Source organism: Rhodococcus sp. IEGM 1406 (assembly GCF_030056745.1).
Classification (GTDB): domain Bacteria; phylum Actinomycetota; class Actinomycetes; order Mycobacteriales; family Mycobacteriaceae; genus Rhodococcus_F; species Rhodococcus_F erythropolis.
On record NZ_JASHKO010000002.1, the window covers coordinates 1,142,544 to 1,162,095 of the forward strand.

General features: G+C 62.5%; 20 protein-coding genes. 11 read left to right on the plus strand and 9 right to left on the minus strand.

The features are described from left to right. Positions 1 to 7: 7 nt before the first annotated feature. Genes QM596_RS14715 through QM596_RS14725 form a run of 3 tightly spaced genes read right to left on the minus strand, consistent with a single transcriptional unit; the run spans position 8 to position 2,795 of the window. Positions 8 to 1,093, minus strand: coding sequence for an adenosine deaminase (locus tag QM596_RS14715; protein ID WP_050654872.1), 1,086 nt, complete (start codon positions 1,091 to 1,093; stop codon positions 8 to 10). 9 nt (positions 1,094 to 1,102) lie between these two features. Beyond that, positions 1,103 to 2,398: a thymidine phosphorylase gene (locus tag QM596_RS14720; RefSeq protein ID WP_283309241.1), complete on the minus strand. Its 1,296-nt coding sequence runs from the start codon at positions 2,396 to 2,398 to the stop codon at positions 1,103 to 1,105. Then, positions 2,391 to 2,795 carry a cytidine deaminase gene (locus QM596_RS14725; protein ID WP_042923516.1) on the minus strand — a complete coding sequence of 135 codons (405 nt, stop codon included), beginning with the start codon at positions 2,793 to 2,795 and terminating at the stop codon, positions 2,391 to 2,393. Before QM596_RS14725 ends, QM596_RS14720 begins: the two co-directional genes overlap by 8 nt. Before the next feature lie 253 nt (positions 2,796 to 3,048). Between QM596_RS14725 and sdhC the strand changes: the two genes are divergently transcribed. Genes sdhC through QM596_RS14745 form a run of 4 tightly spaced genes read left to right on the plus strand, consistent with a single transcriptional unit; the run spans position 3,049 to position 6,444 of the window. After that, on the plus strand, positions 3,049 to 3,453 hold the full coding sequence (gene sdhC, locus QM596_RS14730; RefSeq protein ID WP_020969155.1) for a succinate dehydrogenase, cytochrome b556 subunit: 405 nt from the start codon (positions 3,049 to 3,051) through the stop codon (positions 3,451 to 3,453). A gap of 1 nt (position 3,454) precedes the next feature. Then, positions 3,455 to 3,910 (plus strand): succinate dehydrogenase hydrophobic membrane anchor subunit, encoded by a 456-nt coding sequence (locus QM596_RS14735; RefSeq protein WP_003940699.1) that lies wholly within the window; start codon positions 3,455 to 3,457, stop codon positions 3,908 to 3,910. A gap of 15 nt (positions 3,911 to 3,925) precedes the next feature. Beyond that, a complete protein-coding gene (sdhA, locus tag QM596_RS14740) occupies positions 3,926 to 5,677 on the plus strand; it encodes a succinate dehydrogenase flavoprotein subunit (RefSeq protein ID WP_019747692.1) in 1,752 nt (583 codons plus the stop codon). Further along, positions 5,677 to 6,444, plus strand: a complete 768-nt coding sequence (locus QM596_RS14745) for a succinate dehydrogenase iron-sulfur subunit (RefSeq protein WP_003940925.1) — start codon at positions 5,677 to 5,679, stop codon at positions 6,442 to 6,444. Before sdhA ends, QM596_RS14745 begins: the two co-directional genes overlap by 1 nt. 58 nt (positions 6,445 to 6,502) lie before the next feature. Here the strand turns inward: QM596_RS14745 and QM596_RS14750 are convergent, their stop codons facing one another. Beyond that, positions 6,503 to 7,525, minus strand: coding sequence for a LacI family DNA-binding transcriptional regulator (locus QM596_RS14750; protein WP_133728501.1), 1,023 nt, complete (start codon positions 7,523 to 7,525; stop codon positions 6,503 to 6,505). A gap of 75 nt (positions 7,526 to 7,600) precedes the next feature. Here QM596_RS14750 and QM596_RS14755 point away from each other — a divergent pair, with 75 nt between their 5' ends. Genes QM596_RS14755 through QM596_RS14770 form a run of 4 tightly spaced genes read left to right on the plus strand, consistent with a single transcriptional unit; the run spans position 7,601 to position 11,293 of the window. Next, the gene (locus tag QM596_RS14755; protein WP_047890271.1) at positions 7,601 to 8,392 is read left to right on the plus strand and encodes an SDR family oxidoreductase; all 792 of its coding nucleotides are present in this window, start codon (positions 7,601 to 7,603) and stop codon (positions 8,390 to 8,392) included. Then, positions 8,392 to 9,432 carry a Gfo/Idh/MocA family protein gene (locus QM596_RS14760; protein ID WP_021332519.1) on the plus strand — a complete coding sequence of 347 codons (1,041 nt, stop codon included), beginning with the start codon at positions 8,392 to 8,394 and terminating at the stop codon, positions 9,430 to 9,432. Before QM596_RS14755 ends, QM596_RS14760 begins: the two co-directional genes overlap by 1 nt. After that, entirely contained in the window at positions 9,429 to 10,295 is an 867-nt protein-coding gene (locus QM596_RS14765; protein ID WP_283309242.1) for a TIM barrel protein, read from the plus strand. The genes QM596_RS14760 and QM596_RS14765 overlap by 4 nt, the downstream gene beginning before the upstream one ends. Continuing rightward, positions 10,292 to 11,293 (plus strand): Gfo/Idh/MocA family protein, encoded by a 1,002-nt coding sequence (locus QM596_RS14770; protein ID WP_283309243.1) that lies wholly within the window; start codon positions 10,292 to 10,294, stop codon positions 11,291 to 11,293. Before QM596_RS14765 ends, QM596_RS14770 begins: the two co-directional genes overlap by 4 nt. Before the next feature lie 58 nt (positions 11,294 to 11,351). Here QM596_RS14770 and QM596_RS14775 read toward each other — a convergent pair whose 3' ends face one another. From QM596_RS14775 to QM596_RS14790, 4 genes are all read right to left on the minus strand, one after another. Then, positions 11,352 to 12,164, minus strand: coding sequence for an ATP-binding cassette domain-containing protein (locus QM596_RS14775; protein ID WP_007727336.1), 813 nt, complete (start codon positions 12,162 to 12,164; stop codon positions 11,352 to 11,354). A 3-nt stretch (positions 12,165 to 12,167) separates the two neighbouring features. Continuing rightward, complete coding sequence (locus QM596_RS14780; RefSeq protein WP_003940759.1) at positions 12,168 to 13,226, minus strand: ABC transporter permease; 1,059 nt, start codon at positions 13,224 to 13,226, stop codon at positions 12,168 to 12,170. Positions 13,227 to 13,289: 63 nt separating this feature from the next. Beyond that, positions 13,290 to 14,291: a substrate-binding domain-containing protein gene (locus QM596_RS14785; protein ID WP_007727338.1), complete on the minus strand. Its 1,002-nt coding sequence runs from the start codon at positions 14,289 to 14,291 to the stop codon at positions 13,290 to 13,292. Between the two features lie 160 nt (positions 14,292 to 14,451). Beyond that, positions 14,452 to 15,453: a LacI family DNA-binding transcriptional regulator gene (locus QM596_RS14790; RefSeq protein ID WP_197942089.1), complete on the minus strand. Its 1,002-nt coding sequence runs from the start codon at positions 15,451 to 15,453 to the stop codon at positions 14,452 to 14,454. A 116-nt stretch (positions 15,454 to 15,569) separates the two neighbouring features. Between QM596_RS14790 and QM596_RS14795 the strand changes: the two genes are divergently transcribed. After that, positions 15,570 to 16,595, plus strand: a complete 1,026-nt coding sequence (locus QM596_RS14795) for a Gfo/Idh/MocA family oxidoreductase (protein WP_283309244.1) — start codon at positions 15,570 to 15,572, stop codon at positions 16,593 to 16,595. Then, positions 16,592 to 17,368, plus strand: coding sequence for a TIM barrel protein (locus QM596_RS14800; protein ID WP_020907010.1), 777 nt, complete (start codon positions 16,592 to 16,594; stop codon positions 17,366 to 17,368). Before QM596_RS14795 ends, QM596_RS14800 begins: the two co-directional genes overlap by 4 nt. On the opposite strand, the gene QM596_RS14805 is transcribed toward QM596_RS14800, so the two are convergent. After that, complete coding sequence (locus QM596_RS14805; RefSeq protein WP_283309245.1) at positions 17,365 to 18,405, minus strand: Gfo/Idh/MocA family protein; 1,041 nt, start codon at positions 18,403 to 18,405, stop codon at positions 17,365 to 17,367. The genes QM596_RS14800 and QM596_RS14805 overlap by 4 nt on opposite strands. 80 nt (positions 18,406 to 18,485) lie before the next feature. On the opposite strand from QM596_RS14805, the gene QM596_RS14810 reads away from it, so the two are divergent. Beyond that, positions 18,486 to 19,481 carry a Gfo/Idh/MocA family oxidoreductase gene (locus QM596_RS14810; protein ID WP_283309246.1) on the plus strand — a complete coding sequence of 332 codons (996 nt, stop codon included), beginning with the start codon at positions 18,486 to 18,488 and terminating at the stop codon, positions 19,479 to 19,481. The last annotated feature ends 71 nt before the right edge of the window (positions 19,482 to 19,552 follow it).

Sequence of the window (19,552 nt, forward strand, 5' to 3'; positions counted from 1 at the left end):
ACGTCATCTAGCCGATGAGCACGGCGTAGCCCGGCTTGATGACGTCGTCGATCAACGCGAGGCGCTCGTCGAACGGGATGAAGGCCGACTTCATCGCGTTGATGGTGAAGCGTTCGAGATCGGTCCATCCGTAACCGAAGGTCTCGACCAACGCGGCCATTTCCCGGCTCATGGTGGTGTCGCTCATCAGCCTGTTGTCGGTGTTGACGGTCACTCGGAAGCGCAAGTCCGCCAAGAGTCCGAACGGATGGTCCGCCAGGGCGGCTACGGCTCCGGTCTGCACGTTCGAACTCGGGCACAGTTCCAGGGGAATGCGCATGTCACGGACGTAGTTCGCGAGCCGACCCAACTCTGCCCCACCTTGCACGCCTACGTCGATGTCGTCCACAATCCGCACGCCGTGGCCCAACCGATCCGCTCCGCAGAAGGCGATGGCTTCGTGGATCGACGGCAACCCGAAAGCCTCACCCGCGTGAATCGTGAAGTGGGCGTTCGCGTCACGCATGTACTCGAACGCGTCGAGGTGCCGGCTCGGTGGGTTTCCGGCCTCGGCGCCGGCGATGTCGAACCCGACCACTCCGCGGTCCCGGAATCGCACCGCGAGTTCGGCGATCTCCCGCGACCGGGCGGCATGCCTCATCGCCGTCAGGAGACAGCCGATGCGGATCTCCCGTCCCGCGACCCTGGCAGCGGATTCGCCGGCCCGGAAACCTTCGAGAACGTGCTCGACGACCTCGTCCAAACTCAGGCCTTGTTCCAGGTGCTGCTCGGGCGCAAAACGGACCTCGGCATAGACGACGTTGTCGTCGGCCAGATCCTCGGCACACTCACGTGCCACCCGTGCAAGCCCTTCGGGGGTCTGCATCACGGCGACTGTGTGCGCGAACGTTTCGAGGTAGAGCTCGAGCGATCCACTGTCAGCGGCAGTTCGGAACCATTGCGCCAGTTCGGATGCCGTATTCGCCGGCAGCTCGTCGTAGCCACATTGCTCGGCCAGTTCGAGAACGGTCTCGGGTCGGAGTCCTCCGTCGAGATGATCGTGGAGAAGAACTTTGGGTGCGCTGCGGATCGTGGTCAACTCCGGTGCGTTCATTCGCCAACGCTAACGCGAATCACCCACAATTCGCTCGATGAGCAACGGTCGCGAAACGGTGTCGGAATCGGCCCCGATCGACCATCCACCGCCGAGGCTTCGTCGCGCTGCATCAAATCTCTCGGGAGTGTCGGTGTGCAATGTCATCAGCGTCTGCCCGGCACGGACCACGTCGCCAGGCTTTGCATGCATCTCGATGCCGGCACCGGCCTGAACGGCTTCGCCCTGCCGTTCGCGTCCGGCTCCCAGTTTCCAGGCCGCGATGCCCACCGCCATGGCGTCGAGTCGGGTCAGTACGCCGTCTCGGTCCGCGGTGACGACGTCGCTGTGCCGGGCCACCGGCAGCGTCGCGTGTGGGTCCCCACCTTGTGCGGCGATCATCGCGCGCCACCGGTCCATTGCCGTGCCGTCGGCCAGTTTGTCGGCGGGGTCGATACCGTCGATCCCAGCCGCTGACAGCATCTCCCGAGCCAGGACCAGGGTCAGCTCGACGACGTCCGACGGCCCGCCGCCTGCCAGCACCTCGACGGATTCACGTACCTCGAGGGCGTTGCCTGCCGTCAATCCGAGCGGGGTGTCCATCCCGGTGATGAGAGCGCTTGTACGCACGCCGGCGTCGTTGCCAAGCTCGACCATCGTGCGTGCCAACTCTCGCGCGTCGCCGAGGTCCTTCATGAACGCTCCGGAACCGACCTTGACGTCGAGCACCAGGGCGCCGGTTCCCTCGGCAATCTTCTTGCTCATGATCGAACTTGCGATCAGCGGAATGGATTCCACCGTTCCGGTCACGTCGCGCAGCGCGTAGAGCTTCTTGTCGGCGGGGGCCAGGTTCGCTCCGGCAGCGCAGATCACCGCGCCGATTTTCGGGTCCGAGAGAATGTCGACCATCTCCGTCGCCGTGAGCTCGGCTCGCCAACCTGGAATGGCCTCGAGCTTGTCGAGAGTTCCACCGGTGTGGCCGAGTCCGCGGCCCGACAACTGCGGGACTGCAAGACCACAGGCAGCGACGAGGGGTGCGAGCGGAAGGGTGATCTTGTCCCCCACTCCACCGGTCGAATGCTTGTCGACGGTGGGCAGCGGCAAGTCCGAAAAGTCCATCCTCCCGCCGGATTCGATCATCGCCTCGGTCCATCGACCGGTCTCTGCTCGCGACATTCCGCGGAAGTAGATCGCCATCGCGAGCGCCGACATCTGCTCGTCGCCGACGATCCCCTGTGTGAACGCCTGAACTATCCAGTCGATCTCGGTTCCCGACAGCTCGCGGCCGTCACGCTTGGCGCCGATGATGGAAACTGCGTCAAACATGGCGGAGCCCCTCTGCTTGTTCCGGCCCGAAAGCATCAGGCAACAGCTCGCTCAGCGGCTTGAACCCACTGCTCGTGTCGACAAGCATCTCACCCCCGCCGTGCTCGAGGAGAAGCTGTCTGCACCGGCCGCACGGCATCAGAATCGAGCCCTTCGCGTCACAGCACGTGAAGGCAAGCAGCCGGCCACCCCCGGTGGCGGCCAAGTTACCGACGAGTCCACATTCGGCACACAGGCTCAAACCGTATGAGACATTTTCCACATTGCATCCTGAGACGATCCGACCATCGTCTACCAGGGCCGCTGCACCCACCGCGTACCCCGAGTACGGCGCATAGGCATGCCGCATGACCACTTGCGCGTTGTGCCGCAACAACTTCCAGTCGATGTCACCCATGGTTCGTTATCCAATCACGCCGACTGAATGGATGCAGAAACCACGCCGAAACCATCTCGGCGAGATTGGAAAGGCAAACCTTACAAAGAGTTTGGTACGCGTACGAATCCCGCATCTGATTAGTTCCCGGTTTCACATAGGTTTAGAGTCTGAGTCAAGTCGGTTCAGGATCCCGTCGAGCCCGGGCTGAGGTACATCGAAGCTCTCTGCAGGCTCGACGCGTCCACCAATGACGTTGGAGGCACAGCACTCGATGAGTACTACGACTGAAGCCGCTCCTCAGAAGGAGCGCACGAGGTCGCTTTACCGGGGCGACCCCGGAATGTGGTCCTGGGTTCTACACCGGATCACAGGCGTCGCTACTTTCTTCTTCCTATTCGTACACGTTCTCGATACGGCACTCGTTCGGGTCAATCCCGATACGTACGACGCCGTCATCGACACGTACAAGAACCCCCTCGTCGGCCTCATGGAGATCGGCCTCGTCGGCGTAGTCCTCTACCACGCCCTCAACGGCGTGCGCGTGATGTTGGTGGACTTCTGGTCGAAGGGCCCGAAGTACCAGCGCGTCATGCTCTGGACCATTCTGACGATCTGGTTCCTGGTGATGATCCCAGGCGCCGGACGCATCCTCATCAACATGTTTGCGGAGCACTGACATGGCGACTACTCACGGACCCGAAGCCAAGAGCCTGGGCACCTCATACGACCGTCCCGCAAGCCTGGACAACCCGCGGTCCCCGCGCGCGAAGGCTCGGAACAACTTCGAGTTGTACGCATGGCTGTTCATGCGCTTCTCCGGCGTCGCCCTGATCGTTCTGGTCCTGGGCCACATGTTCATCATGCTGATGCTCGACGGTGGCGTTCACCGTCTGAACTTCGCATTCGTCGCAGGTCGCTGGTCCAGCCCGTTCTGGCAGTTCTGGGATCTGACGATGTTGTGGCTGGCACAGCTGCACGGCGGTAACGGCCTGCGCACGGTCATCGCGGACTACTCCCGCAAGGACTCCACGCGCTTCTGGCTGACCACGATCCTCGTTCTCTCGATGATCCTGATCATGGGCCTGGGCACGTACGTCATCTTCACCTTCGACCCCAATATCTCGGCGAGCTAGGGGAGCACAGACTTCATGCAGGAACATCGTTATGACGTGGTCATCGTCGGCGCCGGCGGCGCAGGCATGCGTGCGGCAATCGAAGCTGGCCCCCGTGCCCGCACGGCCGTACTGACCAAGCTCTACCCCACCCGCAGCCACACCGGCGCGGCCCAGGGCGGCATGTGTGCCGCACTGGCGAACGTGGAGGAAGACAACTGGGAGTGGCACACCTTCGACACCGTCAAGGGCGGCGACTACCTCGCCGACCAGGACGCCGTCGAGATCATGGCCAAAGAGGCCATCGACGCGGTGCTCGACCTCGAGAAGATGGGTCTGCCGTTCAACCGCACGCCCGAAGGCAAGATCGACCAGCGTCGATTCGGTGGCCACACACGTGACCACGGCAAGGCACCCGTCCGCCGTGCGTGTTACGCAGCCGACCGCACCGGTCACATGATCCTGCAGACGCTGTACCAGAACTGCGTCAAGCACGACGTCGAGTTCTTCAACGAGTTCTACGCGCTCGACATCGCCATCACCGAGACCGAGGACGGCCCGGTTGCCACCGGTGTCATCTGCTACGAGCTCTCGACCGGCGAGCTGCACATCTTCCACGCCAAGTCGATCATCTTCGCGACCGGCGGCTCGGGACGTATGTACAAGACGACGTCCAACGCGCACACCCTCACCGGTGACGGCATGGGCATCATCTTCCGCAAGGGCCTGCCCCTCGAGGACATGGAGTTCCACCAGTTCCACCCGACAGGACTCGCCGGTCTCGGCATCCTGATCTCGGAAGCCGTCCGTGGTGAAGGTGGCATTCTCCGTAATGCCGACGGCGAGCGCTTCATGGAGCGCTACGCCCCCACCATCAAGGACCTCGCTCCGCGTGACATCGTGGCCCGTTCGATGGTCCTCGAGGTTCTGGAAGGCCGCGGCGCCGGCCCGAACAAGGACTACGTCTACATCGACGTGACGCACATCCCCGAGGAAGTTCTCGACGAGAAGCTCCCCGACATCATGGAGTTCTCGCGCACCTACCTTGGCGTGGACCCCGTCAAGGAGCCCGTGCCCGTCTACCCGACGTGCCACTACGTCATGGGCGGTATCCCCACCAAGATCAACGGTGAGGTTCTGCGCAACAACGACGAGGTCGTCAAGGGCCTGTACGCCGCCGGCGAATGTGCCTGCGTTTCCGTGCACGGTGCAAACCGCCTCGGCACCAACTCGCTCCTCGACATCAACGTGTTCGGCCGCCGCGCCGGCATCGCTGCCGCCGAGTACGCGAACTCCACCGAGTTCGTCGACCTGCCGGAAACCCCGGCTGCGATGGTCGAAGACTGGGTCGGCGTCATCCTGTCCGATCACGGCCACGAGCGCGTTGCGGACATCCGCACCGAGCTGCAGCAGTCGATGGACAACAACGCCTCCGTCTTCCGCACCGAAGAGCGCCTCACCCAGGCACTCAAGGATGTGCGTGCTCTCAAGGAGCGCTACAACCACATCACGGTCCAGGACAAGGGCAAGCGCTACAACAGCGACCTGCTCGAGGCCATCGAGCTGGGCTTCCTCCTCGAAATGGCAGAGGTCACCGTCGTCGGCGCCCTCAACCGCAAGGAATCGCGCGGCGGCCACGCTCGTGAGGACTTCCCGGATCGCAACGACGCCGAGTACATGAAGCACACGATGGCGTACAAGGAGGGTGACGGCCTGCTCTCCGACATCCGTCTGGACTACAAGCCGGTGATCCAGACCCGCTACGAGCCGATGGAGCGTAAGTACTGATGTCTGCGCCTGCTGTAGATGCACCCAAACTCCCCGCTGTTCCCGAGGGGGCCGTCATGGTCACTCTCAAGATCGCGCGGATGAACCCCGAATCGGGCGAGGGCCAGCACTGGGACAGTTTCCAGGTCCCGGCACTGCCCACCGACCGTCTGCTCAACCTGCTGCTGTACGTAAAGGGTTACCTCGACGGCACCCTCACGTTCCGTCGCAGCTGCGCACACGGTGTCTGTGGATCGGACGCCATGCGGATCAACGGTGTGAACCGTCTGGCCTGCAAGCTGCTGATGAAGGACATGCTGCCCAAGGACGGCAAGCCGGTCACCATCACGGTCGAGCCCATCAAGGGCCTGCCCGTCGAGAAGGACCTGGTTGTCGACATGGAACCCTTCTTCGACGCATTCCGCGCCGTGAAGCCGTTCCTCATCACCAGTGGCAACGAGCCCACTCGTGAGCGCATCCAGAGCCAGCACGACCGTGCTCGTTTCGACGACACCACCAAGTGCATCCTGTGCGCATGCTGCACCACGTCGTGCCCCGTGTACTGGAGCGACGGCAGCTACTTCGGTCCCGCTGCCATCGTCAACGCACACCGGTTCATCTTCGACAGCCGTGACGAGGCCGCTTCCGAGCGTCTCGACATCCTGAACGACAAGGACGGCGTGTGGCGTTGCCGCACCACGTTCAACTGCACCGACGCATGCCCCCGCGGCATCCAGGTGACAAAGGCTATTCAGGAAGTCAAGCGAGCTCTGCTCTTCGCTCGATAGTCAGGCCTTCGGCCCTGTGCGCGGTTAGGGAGTCTCCGGACTCCTTAACCGCGCACAGCTATGTCGGGGGCATGTTGAGCGGTGTCACGACTTGGACCGGTGACGTCGTGAAGCCGAAGTGAGCGCCCATGGCGCCGTGTTCCTTCATGACCACCTGACAGGCAGTGCGAACATCCGCACGCAGATCGTGGTGGAGCACCGCTGATATTCGCCTCTCCCCCAGCAACTTTCGATTGTCACCGTCGAGATCGTGGGCGATGAAGACATTGCACTCCCGGTTCAGTTCTTCGAACGTATCGACCGTGGCCAGGTTGCCACCACCGATCGAGTACACGGCACGGATCTGCGGATCGGATTCGAGTGCCGCTCGCACCAGTTTCCTACTCGTCTGATCCAGACCGTCACTGTTCGGAATGTCGATCAACCGTCGATGCGGAGCCGAGACCCGCATGGCGGATCGAAATCCCATCTCCCGTTCTTCCTCCCCACGGAAGAAGCCGCTACTCATGCTGACCAGCACGTTGCCGTCCCGATTCCCCAGCCACTGATCGATCAAGTACGCGGCGGTGGCTCCGGCGGCTCGGTTGTCGATGCCGATGTAGGCGGCTCGCCTGCTACCGGGAACATCGGTCACCAACGTGACGACCGGAATCTTGGCCGCCACCAACCGGTCGATCGCCGCCACGACTTCCGGAGTGTCGGGAGCCTTGACGATGACTCCGTGGGATCCGCGTCGGCGAATCTTGTCGAGCGTCGACGTCATCGCTTCGACCGAACCGGTTTCACGAAAGTGGAACCTGGAACGAACGACAGCGGGCGCAAGGGTCGGCAGTTCGGCCTCGAGCGCATCACGGACGGCGTCGGAAAACCTTGCGGGAGTTTGCAACACGACGTCGACGATGAACGTGCGCCCGACCAGTTTCAGTTGCGAGCGTTGACGTTCCAGGTCCGTGATCGCCTGGCGAACCTCCGATCGTGTGCCTTCACGAACTCCAGGACGGTCGTTGAGCACCCGGTCGACGGTGGCCTCACTCAGGCCCGACTGCTGAGCGATCTCCCGTACTTTGAATCGATGCGCCACAACTACCTCACGATGATGGATATTTGATGGTTTTTCGCTGTTGTTCGAGGTCTTCGTCACAGCCAGACTAAACCCATGACTTCTCCGCCGGGTGTAACCAGGCCCGCACTCCTCGCCGACACCGTCGTACTGGTCAGTGGCGGCTCGCAAGGCGTCGGCGCCGGCGTCGTACGCGCCGCAGTCCGTGAGGGCGCTCAGGTGGCTTTCACCGGCCGACGCCCGGACGTCGGAAAAGCTCTCGAGGCAGAACTTCCGGGAACACACTTCATCGAAGCCGATGTGGCGCAGACCGATTCCGCGCTCGCCAGCGTGGCCGAGACGATCTCACATTTCGGCCGCGTGGATGCCCTCGTCAATTCCGCCGGACTCACCTCGCGCGGCACGCTGCTCGACACCACCGAGGAACTCTTCGACCAGCACATCGCGGTGAACCTCCGCGGTCCGTTCTTCACGATGCAGGCAGCCGTCAAGGACATGCGCGAGCGTGCGGTCCCCGGGTCCATCGTCAACATCATCTCCACGTCCGAACTCGGCGGGCAACCGTATCTCGCGCCGTACGTGGCAGCGAAGGCCGGGCTGGCGGGGCTGACCCGCAACGCCGCCCATGCGCATCGCTGGGATCGTATCCGGATCAACGGTCTCGACATCGGGTGGACACAGACCGAGGGAGAAGACCTCACGCAGAGAGCTTTTCACGACGCTGGTGACGATTGGCAGGAACGTGCGGGCAGCACCCTCCCCATGGGCAAGCTCGGACAGGTCGACGAAATCGCCGACTTCGTCGTCTTCCTGCTCTCCGATCGCAGCGGAGTCGTGACAGGTTCGATCATCGACTGGGACCAGAACGTCTTCGGAGGGCTGGACTGATGGGCGCTCGTATCGGAGTCATCGGCCTCGGACGAATCGGCAGCTACCACGCCCGAAACCTGCTGACGACGGACGGCGTCGACGCACTGGTTGTCACCGACGTCGACGCACGTCGAACCTCGGACGTGGCAAGCGAACTCGACGTGGAGTCCGCTGCCGATCCCGACGCGCTTTTAGCGTCAGGCATCGACGGCGTTCTGATCGCCGCGTCGTCGAGTTCGCACGCCGACCTGATCGAAGCCGCTGTCCGCCGAGACATCCCGACGTTCTGCGAAAAGCCGGTAGCCGACTCGATCGAATCCTCGGTTCGTGTACTCGCGACTGCCGAGCAGACGTCGGTACCAGTCCAGATCGGATTTCAGCGCCGATTCGACCCGTCATTTGTGGCGGCGTACGACGCAGTTCGATCCGGAGAACTCGGTTGGATCCACACTCTCCGATCGACCACCCTCGACCCCGCTCCCCCGCCGATCTCGTACATCGAACACTCCGGCGGCATCTTCCGCGACTGCTCGATCCACGATTTCGACATCGTCAGGTGGGTCAGCGGCCGCGAAGTCACCACGGTTTTTGCCACCGGCTCGAATCAGGGTGATCGCGGGATCGCCGATGCCGGTGACGTCGACACCGCCGCAACGGTTCTCACTTTCGAAGGCGGAACCATCGCGGTCGTGTCAAATACCCGCTACAACGGCCGCGGCTACGACTGCCGACTCGAGGTACTCGGCTCGGCGGACTCCGTCGTTGCCGGGCTGGACGACCGCTTGCCACTCCGCTCTCTCGACCCCGGAACATCGTTCCCCTCGAAGGAGCCGTACACGTTCTTCATGGACCGCTTCACGTCCGCCTACCGTGCGGAACTCGAAGCATTCCTCGGCGTTGTCGCCGGGCGTCGGGAATCACCGTGCACGCCCACAGATGCGGTCGAGTCGGCGTGGATCTCCGAAGCTGCAACGCACTCTCTGCGCGAGGGTCGGCCCGTCACGATCACCGAAGTCAAAGATCTGTTCCTTCACGACAAGAATGAGGCACACACATGAGCACTCCTCGCATCGCCGGCGCACCGATCTCCTGGGGCGTGTGCGAAGTCCCGGGCTGGGGCTACCAACTCGACCCTGCGCAAGTCCTCCGGGAAATGCGCGAAGTCGGTCTGGCGGCAACGGAAATCGGACCGGAGGGCTTTCTGCCGACAGCACCCGCCGAAATGGCCAAGGTGCTCGCGGATCATGATCTGAGCGCAGTCGGCGGGTTTGCACCAGTACTGCTGCACGATGACGATCATGATCCGGTGCCCGGCATCTCCCCCATCCTCGACTGTTTTGTCGCCTCGGGTGCCGAGGTTTTGGTTCTGGCCGCCGCGACGGGTTCCGACGGCTACGATTCACGCCCAGAACTGGACGAGCAGAGTTGGAAAACCCTGCTGCACAATCTCGATCGCCTCAACGACGCCGCGGCCGAGCGTGGAATCAGGGCAGTTGTCCACCCTCACGTCGGAACGATGATCGAGCAGCGCGACGAGGTCCTGCGAGTGCTCGACGGCTCGGCCATCCCACTGTGTCTGGACACCGGCCACCTGTTGATCGGCGGCACCGATCCGGTCGACCTGGCGCGTCAAGCTCCCGAGCGCATCACCCACGTGCATCTCAAGGACGTCGACGATGCTCTCGCATCACGCGTTCGCAGTGGTGAGCTCACCTACACCGACGGCGTGAAGGCGGGAATGTACCGTCCGCTCGGTGGCGGCGACGTCGACATCGCCGGTGTCACAGCCATATTGCAGCGCCACGGTTTCGACGGATGGTACGTGCTCGAGCAGGACACCATTCTGACCGAGGCTCCGTCCGACGAGGGACCGGTGCGCGATGTGCGAGCGAGCGTCGAGTATCTGCGGTCGGTTCTGTGACACCTACCCCGCTGCGGATAGGCATTCTGGGAGCCTCACGCATCGCCGAGAACGCGATGATCAAACCTGCAACGGCCACCGGGCACCGCCTGGTGGCCGTTGCCGCACGCAGCCCCGAGCGGGCCAGAGCCTATGCGGCCCGGCATGGGATCGAACGGGTGGTCGGTTCGTACGCCGAGCTGATCTCGGATCCGGAGGTGGACGTCGTCTACAATGCGCTGCCCAACAGCCTGCACGGACCGTGGAATCTCGCCGCCGTTCAGGCCGGCAAGCACGTGCTGACGGAGAAACCGTTTTCGAGCAACGCGGTGGAAGCGCGTGCTGTAGCCGAGGCAGCGCGCGTGAGCGGAGTGACGCTGCTCGAGGGGTTCCACTACCTCTTTCATCCGGTGAACCGGCGCCTGCTGGATGTGGTTCGGAGCGGCACAGTCGGCGCGGTCACTCGGGTGGAAACCGTACTGCGGATGCCCACACCATCCGAGAACGACCCGCGGTGGGAGCTCGCCTTGTCAGGCGGGTCACTGATGGACCTGGGCTGCTACGGGTTACATGCTTCCCGGATGCTGAGTGACGTCTGTGGTGGTGCGCCAGTGGTGACCGGGACCCGCCACGAGGAATACGCTCCGGGGGTCGATTCGTGGTTCGACATCGAACTCGAGTATCCCGGCGGAGCGCGGGCATCCGTTGTGACAACGATGTTGGACGAGCAGTACCACTTCACCTTCCGGGTCTTCGGATCCAACGGAGACGTCCTGGTGCACAACTTCCTCCAGCCGGACGTCGACGACCGTGTCTCCGTCACTGTCCATGGGCGCACGAGTATCGAGCAGCTGGGCACGAAGTCGTCGTACACCTGGCAACTCGAAGCGTTCGCCGATCATCTGTCCGGGGTCTCGGCGCTGCCGATCGGACCGGGCGACGCGGTAGCCAACATGACGATGATCGACGAGGCGTACATGCATTCCGGCCTCGGGGTTCGGCCGACGACCATCCTCTGACGAAACGACTACAGCCTCGGTTCGATTCGAACCGAGGCTGTAGTCGCGGGGTTTTGATCTAGCGGCGAAGCTCGTGGGTCAGTGTCTCGAGCTCGTCACCGCCCGCCATCTCCTTGGTCAGTTCTTCGAGTGAGATGTCGTCGTACTTGGCGTCGAGCTTCTGCCTGCCTCGGTTGAGGAGCACGAAGTGATCGCCGACCATGTACGCGTGGTGCGGATTGTGCGTGATGAAGATGACGCCGAATCCCTGTTCCTTGGCAGCGGTGATGTAGCGCAACACCATTCCCGACTGCTTGACGCCGAGCGCTGCTGTCGGCTCGTCGAGAATCAGCACGCGGGCACCGAAGAAGATGGCGCGGGCGATGGCAACGCACTGACGCTGACCGCCGGAGAGACTACCGATCGGTGCGTCGACGTCAGGCAGTTCGATGCCCATCTTCGACAGTTCCGAAAGAGTCGTCGCGCGCATGGCGTTGGCGTCGAGCGACTTGATCAGACCACCCTTGCGCAGTTCCTGCCCAAGGAAGAAGTTGCGCCACACCGGCATCAACGCAACAACGGCGAGGTCCTGATAGACCGTGGCAATGCCTTTGCCAAGCGCCTCTTTCGGCGAGTGGAACGTTGTCGGTTCGCCGTCGACGAGTAGTTCACCTTCGCTCTGCTGGTGCAGACCGGCGATGATCTTGATCAGCGTGGACTTGCCTGCGCCGTTGTCACCGAGCACACCGGTCACTTCACCCGCACCGACGCGCAGGTTGATTCCCTTGAGCGCGATGATGTTTCCGTATTGCTTACCGACGTCCTTGAGCTCGATCAGTGGCACGTTGCCGCCTGAGTTCGAGAGAGCGGGAACTTCAGCTGTGGTACTCATGTGTCACCTTTTCGCAGCGTAGTTGCGGAATGCGTTGTTGGCGATGACCGCGAACAGCAGCATGGCGCCGAGGAAGAACTTGAACCAGTCCGGGTTCCAGCCTGCGTAGACGATGCCCTGGTTGGTCATACCGAAGATGAATGCGCCGATCGCAGCACCGATCGCGGTTCCGTAGCCACCGGTGAGCAGGCAACCGCCGATGACTGCGGCGATGATGTACAGGAACTCGTTACCGACACCCTGACCGGACTGAACGGTATTGAACGAGAACAGCAGATGCATGCCCACGAACCAGGCAGCAAAGCCGACGGTCATGAACAAACCGATCTTGACTGCGGTCACCGGCACACCGATCGCGCGGGCACTGTCCTGATTGCCGCCGACCGCGAAGATCCAGTTGCCGATCTTGGTCTTGAACAAAACAAATGTTGCAATCGCGGTGAACAGCAGCCACCACACGACCGTGATCTTGACGGACACCCCGAAGACCGAGAACGACGACGCGAATACCTTTTTCGCGGAATCGAATCCGGCCATGTCGGAGACGCTGGGTGTGGCAACCTGACCACTCACGAGCTTGGTGACGGCCAGGTTGATTCCGGTCAACATCAGGAACGAGCTCAGGGTGATGAGGAAGCTGGGAATCTTCGTCTTCATGACGAGGTAGCCGTTGAAGAATCCGACCGCGAGCGAAACGACCAGCGCCAGAATCGCACCCACCCACAGATTGAGGTGCAGGTTGTAGGCGATCATCGACGCGGCGAGCGAGGACGTGGTGACTGCGACGCCGGCGGAAAGGTCGAATTCGCCGCCGATCATGAGCAGGGCGACCGCACAAGCCATGATGCCGATCGTGGAGCTGGAGTAGAGCACTGTCGCAAGCGCTTCCGGCGTACGGAACGGTGCCGCGACGATACAGAAGAAGATGAAGATGGCGATGGCGCCGACAAGTGAACCCATCTCCGGGCGGAGCAGTAGGCGCTGAATGCGCTTTTGCTCCTTCACCCGTTCATCGGTCACGACTTTGTGGGCGGCAAGGTCGAGATCTGCCTGAGTGGACATGATTTCCCTTCCGTGCTGGACAGGCGCACGGAGGGCGGACTCTCAGCCCTCCGTGCGCCCGGATCAGCGAGTTCCGTTCTTGGCGTACTCGGCGACCGAGTCGATGTTGGTGTTGTCGATGAACGCGGGTCCGGTCAGGGTCGGCAAGCCGCCACCGATCACGTTGCCGTTGTTGAGGTAAAGCCACAGCGAATCGATGGCGAGGTAGCCCTGCAGGAAGGGTTGCTGGTCCACTGCCCACTGCACGTCACCGGATTTGATGGCGTCGACGAGCGCCGCGTTGGTGTCGAAAGTGACGACCTTCGCCTTGCTGCCCGCATTGCCGACCGACGTCACGGACGTCAAAGCAAATGGAGCACCGAGTGCGAGAACTCGATCGATTGCCGGGTCCTGTTGAAGTTTCGCGGTGATGGTCGATTCCACCGACGGCATGTCCTTGCCGTTGACGTTGAGAATCTCCGTCGTTCCCTTGAACGACTTCTTCACTCCGGCACAACGTGATTCGAGGCTCACGTTGCCCTGCTCCTGAATGACGCACAACACCTTGGTGGCACCTTCGGTGTTGAGTCGCTCGCCGGCAGCTTCACCGGCAATCGACTCGTCCTGACCGAAGTACTCCTTGACGCCCATGTCCTTCCAGGTTTCGAGGCCCGAGTTGAGGGCGACCACCGGAATGCCCGCGGCGGTGGCACTTTGGACCGCGGCAACCATGGCGTCGGGCTTCGCGAGGGTCACGGCAATCCCGTCGACCTTGCTGTCGATCGCACTCTGAACCAAGTTGGCCTGATTCGGCGCCTCGGGATCGGCGGAGTACCGAAGTTCGATGTTGTCCTTGGCCGCTGCGGTTTCGGCTCCCTTGCGCACCAGATCCCAGAACGTGTCACCGGGAACTTCGTGAGTGATCATCGCAATGGTGGCGCGGGGCGTGTCCGCCGTACCCGCGCCCATTCCGGATCCGGAAGAATCCGGCTTTCCGCCGGTGCTTGAACAGGCGGCCAGACCCAAGACCACGACTGAGGCTCCGGCCAGTACGGCAACGCTCTTGCGTCCCGTGAGAAACGACATGTGAACTCCCTCTCGACATCAACCAACGGCCCGCGAACGGATGGTGCTCGGTTGTATGTGAAAGATGTAATACCCGTCACAGTCGAATGTCAATAGTTTGTTCTGACATTAGGACTGCTTATCAAAGACCAGACAAACTGATTGAAGTCGAAACTGCAGGTCAATGCCCTGCGGGTCCAGTTGAACCTCGAACCACCAGTTGTGGCTGCGCGACAATGTCCTTGCCCAAGGGCCCACTTCCGCCGTCGAGGCGTTCGGAGATCCGCTCCACCGCGGCGCCGCCCAGAAACGCCGTGTCCTGCCCGACACTGGTCAGATCGATGTGCGCCAAGCCTGCCAATGCACTGTTGTCGAATCCGATCACGGAAACGTCGCCAGGCACCGAGATCCCGGCACGCAGGAAGACGTCGAGAACTCCGAGCGCGCAGCGATCGTTGAAAGCGAAGACCGCCCCGGGTAACCCACCCTCGACCATCGACCTGGCGGCAGCTGCGCCGAACTCCTCCGTGAGACCGCCGGGAAGAATTCTCGGCTCCAGACCGGCCGCTCGCATGGCCTTGCGGTAGCCCTGACGCCGTTCCTGGGCGCCCGGGCCTCGCCCGCCGTCGACGTGGGCGATCGAGCGGTGCCCGAGTTCGACAAGGTGATTCACGGCTATCACCGCGCCCGCCTCGTCATCTGTTCGGACAACATCCACGTGCACTGACGACATCTTCCGCGCGATTACGACAACGGGAACCTTGTCGGCCAGGTCGACGATCTCTGCTTCCGGCGCCTGTGAACCCAACAGCAAGATCGCCTCACACCGGTCGTCGAGCAGGGTCCGCGTTGCACGAGAATCCGGCCGTCGCTCCGAGACCGCACTGAGGACGACGTCGTAGCGCGACCGTTCGGCGGCCACATAGATTTCGTCGAGCAGCTCCGCGTGAAATGTTTGCGCCGCAACGTAACTGACACCGATCAGGCGGCTGCGATGTTGGCGCAGCAGTCGCGCCGCGTTGTCGGGTCGATAGCCGAGTTCGTCCGCGGCCGCCTTGACCCGTACCCGCGTCGCATCGCTGGCACCTGGGACATCACGAATGACGATGGACACCAGAGCGCGTGACACACCGGCCAGGTCTGCTACGTCTTGCAAGGTGGGGCGTCGACTGTTCACCTCCACAGACTAGATCGTTCCAGCGAATAAGCACCGAAGCATTGACGCGCGCCGCATCCGGCGCTTTACTGGCATCGACTAGAACGATCTAGTTTCTCATTCTCACTCCGAACGGAGCCCCCATGTCTGCCTCTGTTGCAGTCGGTCTCATCGGCGCCGGATGGATCGGCCGCTTCCACGGCGAGTCCGTCGCGCTGCGTATCCCCGGCACCCGTCTCGTCGCCGTCGCCGATCCTGCGCCCGGCGCTGCGGCGTCGTTGATCGAACGTGTCAGTCCCGACGCCCGCGCGTACACCGACGCCCTTGAGCTGATTGCCGATCCGACCGTCGAAGCGGTGCTCATCAGTACGCCCGCATCAACTCACACCGATCTCGTGGTGGCCGCCGCGGAAGCCGGCAAACATGTCTTCTGCGAAAAGCCGATGGCCTTGACACTCGAGGACGCCGATCGCGCGATCGGCGCATGTGCCGCGAACAACGTTGCGCTGCAAGTCGGTTTCAACCGGCGCTTCGCCGCCGACTTCACCGCGGCCCACGACGTGATCACCGCCGGCGGGATCGGAACCCCACAGCTACTTCGTTCTCTGACCCGCGACCCAGGAATCACCGCCGACGTCGCCTCCCGAGTCAAGCCGTGGACCATCTTCAACGAGACGCTGATTCATGACTTCGACGCTCTGCTCTGGCTCAACCCCGGGGCACGCGTCGTCGAGGTGTTCGCGCAGGCCGATGCTCTCATCCATCCGCAGTACAAGGAGCAGGGGTACCTCGACACGTCGATGGTTCAGTTGCGCTTCGACAACGGCGCCCTCGCGTCGGCCGAGGCCAACTTCCAAGCCACCTACGGTTACGACGTGCGCGGCGAAGTTTTCGGTTCCGGTGGAATGGTGAGTGCAGGCGAGGTCACGCGGACCGCGATGCGTCATTACAGCTCACCGGGCGTTCTGGCCGACACACCTCGGGTGAACATCGAACTGTTTCACGACGCCTATGTTGCCCAGCTGGTGCACTTCGCAGACTGCATCCTCTCCGGCAGTGCGCCGTCGGTCGACGGTCTCGATGCTCGCAACGCCCTGGAAATCGCACTGGCCGCAAAGGAATCCGTGGAAACCGGACTGCCCGTCTCGTTGCTGGCGGTGCCGCAGTGAGCCCCTTCGACTTGGCGGTCTCTGCCGAGATGACGTTCACCGAACTCCCTGTCGTCGAGCGTGTTCGGCGGATCTCGGAGGCGGGGTTCGCAGCTGAGATCTGGAGTTGGCAAGACAAAGACCTCGAAGCTCTGGTCGCCACCGGAGCTCGGTTCTCCTCGATGACCGGCTATCTCCACGGCGATTTGTTCGACGAAGCCGGCAGCGCCGAACTGGTACGCACAGCGGCGCTATGCCTCGCTCCGGCAGCGAAACTCGGCGTTCCCCGGCTGAACTTCCATACCGGCGAGCTGATCGACGGACAGGCTGCGCGCCCGCAGTATCGAACTACGGGAGCGATGTGGCTGACCGCCCAACGCGCGCTCGAGAAGATCGCGAGACTGGGCGAAGAAGCCGGAGTCGTCTTCTGCCTCGAGAATCTCAATACGATCGTCGATCACCCCGGCGTACCGATGGCCCGCGCCAAAGACACTCTGGCACTGGTGGAATCCGTCTCACACCCCAACCTCAAGATGATGCTCGACCTCTACCACGCACAGATCGGCGAAGGAAACCTCATCGAACTCGTGCGGCGTTGTGGTGACAACATCGGCGAGATTCAGGTGGCCGACGTACCCGGCCGATGCGAACCCGGAACCGGCGAGATCAACTACCCCGCCATCGCACGCGTGCTCGCCGACCAGGGTTACACCGGCACGATCGGTTTGGAGGGCTGGGCATCCGGAGACAGTGACACCGCACTCACTGCTTTCCGGAAGGCCTTTACGCTCTAGCCCTCACCCGGGAACGTGATCCCCACGTGACGGCGGATCTCGTCGAGGATGTCGAGCGTCGCAATGGCCGCGTCGAGCGGATGGACCGGCGACTCGATATCCCCGGCGGTGATCCGCCGCGCCGCCTCGGCCGCCTCGAATGCGAGACCTCCGACGTATCCGTCGACCGGATCGTCGTAGCGCGCAGATCTTCCGTCACCTAGCCGGACAGTGAAGGCCCCGGGCCGGTAGAACGTCGAGTCCAGAACGATCATCCCCTTGTCGCCGCAGATCGAGGCCGTGTTGGGCGTGTCAGCAAGGATCGTGGTGTTCAGACTGGCCTGAGCAATGCCTGCCCAGGACAGAACCGCTGAGATCTGGCCGTTCACCATGTCATTCGCCGGCTCGCCCAGGGCAGCAACCGCAGTAGGAACACCCAATACCCGATACGCGAGACTGACCGGATAGGTCCCGAGGTCGAGAAGTGGACCACCCGCAAGCGCTGGATCGTAGATACGATGATCGGTCTCGAACCGTTCGCCGTGATCGGCCAGAACCGTACGTATGGTTTCCAGCAGCCCCGCCTCGAGGATCTGGTCGATCACGTCGAACTTGGGCAGAAACGACGTCCACATCGCCTCCATGCAAAACAATCCGAGCGCAGCCGCCCGCTCCTGAATCGCCCGTCCCTGCGCTCCGTTCAAAGCCAGCGGCTTTTCGATCACGACATGCTTGCCGTGATCCAATGCCGCCATCGCGCAATCGAAATGAGCAGTGTGCGGTGTTGCGACATAGACGACGTCCACATCCTCGGAGGCGAGCAAAGCGTCGTAGCTACCGTGAGCGCGTCGGATCCCCCAATTGTCCGCGAAGGCCTGAGCGCGGGTGAGTCCGCGCGAAGCGACGGCCGTGACTTCCTGCGCTGTATTTCTCTGGAGTGACTCCACGAAGCGTTGTGCAATCCAGCCAGGCCCGAGGATCCCCCAGCGCAAAGTCGGAGCGTCGACCGGATCGGGGACCCTGGTGCGAGGGAGTTCCAGAACTGTAGAAGAAGTCATGCCTCGAACTGTAGAGTCGAATCTCGAAATATGTAAGGACATTAGGTTGTCCGTTTCAATCCTCTGGAAGTAGGAACCTCATGTCGATTCGGGTCGGTGTGATCGGAACCGGCGTCATGGGCGCCGACCACGTCCGCAATCTCCACTCCACGGTCTCCGGGGCAACGGTCTCTGTGGTTGCAGACCTCGATCAAGAGCGAGCAAAGTCCGTAGCGTCCGCAGTCGGCGCACGGTGGGTGACCGCTCCGTTGAAACTGATCAACGACGCCGGTGTGGACGCCGTAGTCATCGCTTCCCATGATTCAACGCATGCCGACCTCACGCTTGCTGCTGTCGAAGCCGGAAAACCGGTTCTGTGTGAAAAGCCCCTCGCAGTGACAGCAGAGGACTGCCGACGCGTCGCTGCGGCCGAGAACCCCGAAAGCCCCCTTGTGAGCGTCGGATTCATGCGCCGCTTCGATCCGGGATACGTGGCGCTGAAGGCCGAAACACATTCCGGTCGTATCGGTGACCCACTGATCGTGCACTGCTCGAGTCGCACTGTCAGCGCCTACCCGGGTGGCAGCTCGGAATCCACGGTGACCAACTCCGCGATTCACGAACTCGACATCGTGCCGTGGATCTTGAACTCTCCCGTCGTCGCAGCCAGCTGGCACTGCGGGCGCTCGAGTTCGCTGGTGACCGATCGCCAGGATCCGCAGATAATCATGCTGCGCACCGCCGACGGCGTTCTCACCACGGTCGAGGTCTTTCTCAACGCGCGGTACGGCTACGACACTCGGTGCGAGGTCGTGGGCGAAATCGGCGCCGCTCGTCTCGCCGAACCGGTGGTCATCCACACCGACGCGGATCGATCCCACTCGTACGGCTATGCGGCGGATTGGATTCCGCGTTTTGCCGAGTCGTATCGCCGCCAACTTCAAGAGTGGATCGACGCATTGAGCACCGGAAGACCGTCGACGTTGGCCACAGCCGCGGACGGCCTGCGGGCAAATCTCGTGGCAGCTGCCGTGATCAAGTCGATGCACTCCGCGGGGGCAACTGTCTCGGTCGAGCCCGTGGGGGAAAGCTTCTGATGTCTTTTTGATGGATTTCAGGGGTAGTTTCGATGGGTTCTCCTTGGCAGTCTTTGAGGTACAGCGCATCT

What these genes read in the sequence shown, in the direction of transcription:
- QM596_RS14715 (WP_050654872.1), bottom strand. Translation starts at nt 1,093, where the DNA reads ATGAACGCACCGGAGTTGACCACGATCCGCAGCGCACCCAAAGTTCTT.
- QM596_RS14720 (WP_283309241.1), bottom strand. Translation starts at nt 2,398, where the DNA reads ATGTTTGACGCAGTTTCCATCATCGGCGCCAAGCGTGACGGCCGCGAG.
- QM596_RS14725 (WP_042923516.1), bottom strand. Translation starts at nt 2,795, where the DNA reads ATGGGTGACATCGACTGGAAGTTGTTGCGGCACAACGCGCAAGTGGTC.
- sdhC (WP_020969155.1), top strand. Translation starts at nt 3,049, where the DNA reads ATGAGTACTACGACTGAAGCCGCTCCTCAGAAGGAGCGCACGAGGTCG.
- QM596_RS14735 (WP_003940699.1), top strand. Translation starts at nt 3,455, where the DNA reads ATGGCGACTACTCACGGACCCGAAGCCAAGAGCCTGGGCACCTCATAC.
- sdhA (WP_019747692.1), top strand. Translation starts at nt 3,926, where the DNA reads ATGCAGGAACATCGTTATGACGTGGTCATCGTCGGCGCCGGCGGCGCA.
- QM596_RS14745 (WP_003940925.1), top strand. Translation starts at nt 5,677, where the DNA reads ATGTCTGCGCCTGCTGTAGATGCACCCAAACTCCCCGCTGTTCCCGAG.
- QM596_RS14755 (WP_047890271.1), top strand. Translation starts at nt 7,601, where the DNA reads ATGACTTCTCCGCCGGGTGTAACCAGGCCCGCACTCCTCGCCGACACC.
- QM596_RS14760 (WP_021332519.1), top strand. Translation starts at nt 8,392, where the DNA reads ATGGGCGCTCGTATCGGAGTCATCGGCCTCGGACGAATCGGCAGCTAC.
- QM596_RS14765 (WP_283309242.1), top strand. Translation starts at nt 9,429, where the DNA reads ATGAGCACTCCTCGCATCGCCGGCGCACCGATCTCCTGGGGCGTGTGC.
- QM596_RS14775 (WP_007727336.1), bottom strand. Translation starts at nt 12,164, where the DNA reads ATGAGTACCACAGCTGAAGTTCCCGCTCTCTCGAACTCAGGCGGCAAC.
- QM596_RS14780 (WP_003940759.1), bottom strand. Translation starts at nt 13,226, where the DNA reads ATGTCCACTCAGGCAGATCTCGACCTTGCCGCCCACAAAGTCGTGACC.
- QM596_RS14785 (WP_007727338.1), bottom strand. Translation starts at nt 14,291, where the DNA reads ATGTCGTTTCTCACGGGACGCAAGAGCGTTGCCGTACTGGCCGGAGCC.
- QM596_RS14795 (WP_283309244.1), top strand. Translation starts at nt 15,570, where the DNA reads ATGTCTGCCTCTGTTGCAGTCGGTCTCATCGGCGCCGGATGGATCGGC.
- QM596_RS14805 (WP_283309245.1), bottom strand. Translation starts at nt 18,405, where the DNA reads ATGACTTCTTCTACAGTTCTGGAACTCCCTCGCACCAGGGTCCCCGAT.
- QM596_RS14810 (WP_283309246.1), top strand. Translation starts at nt 18,486, where the DNA reads ATGTCGATTCGGGTCGGTGTGATCGGAACCGGCGTCATGGGCGCCGAC.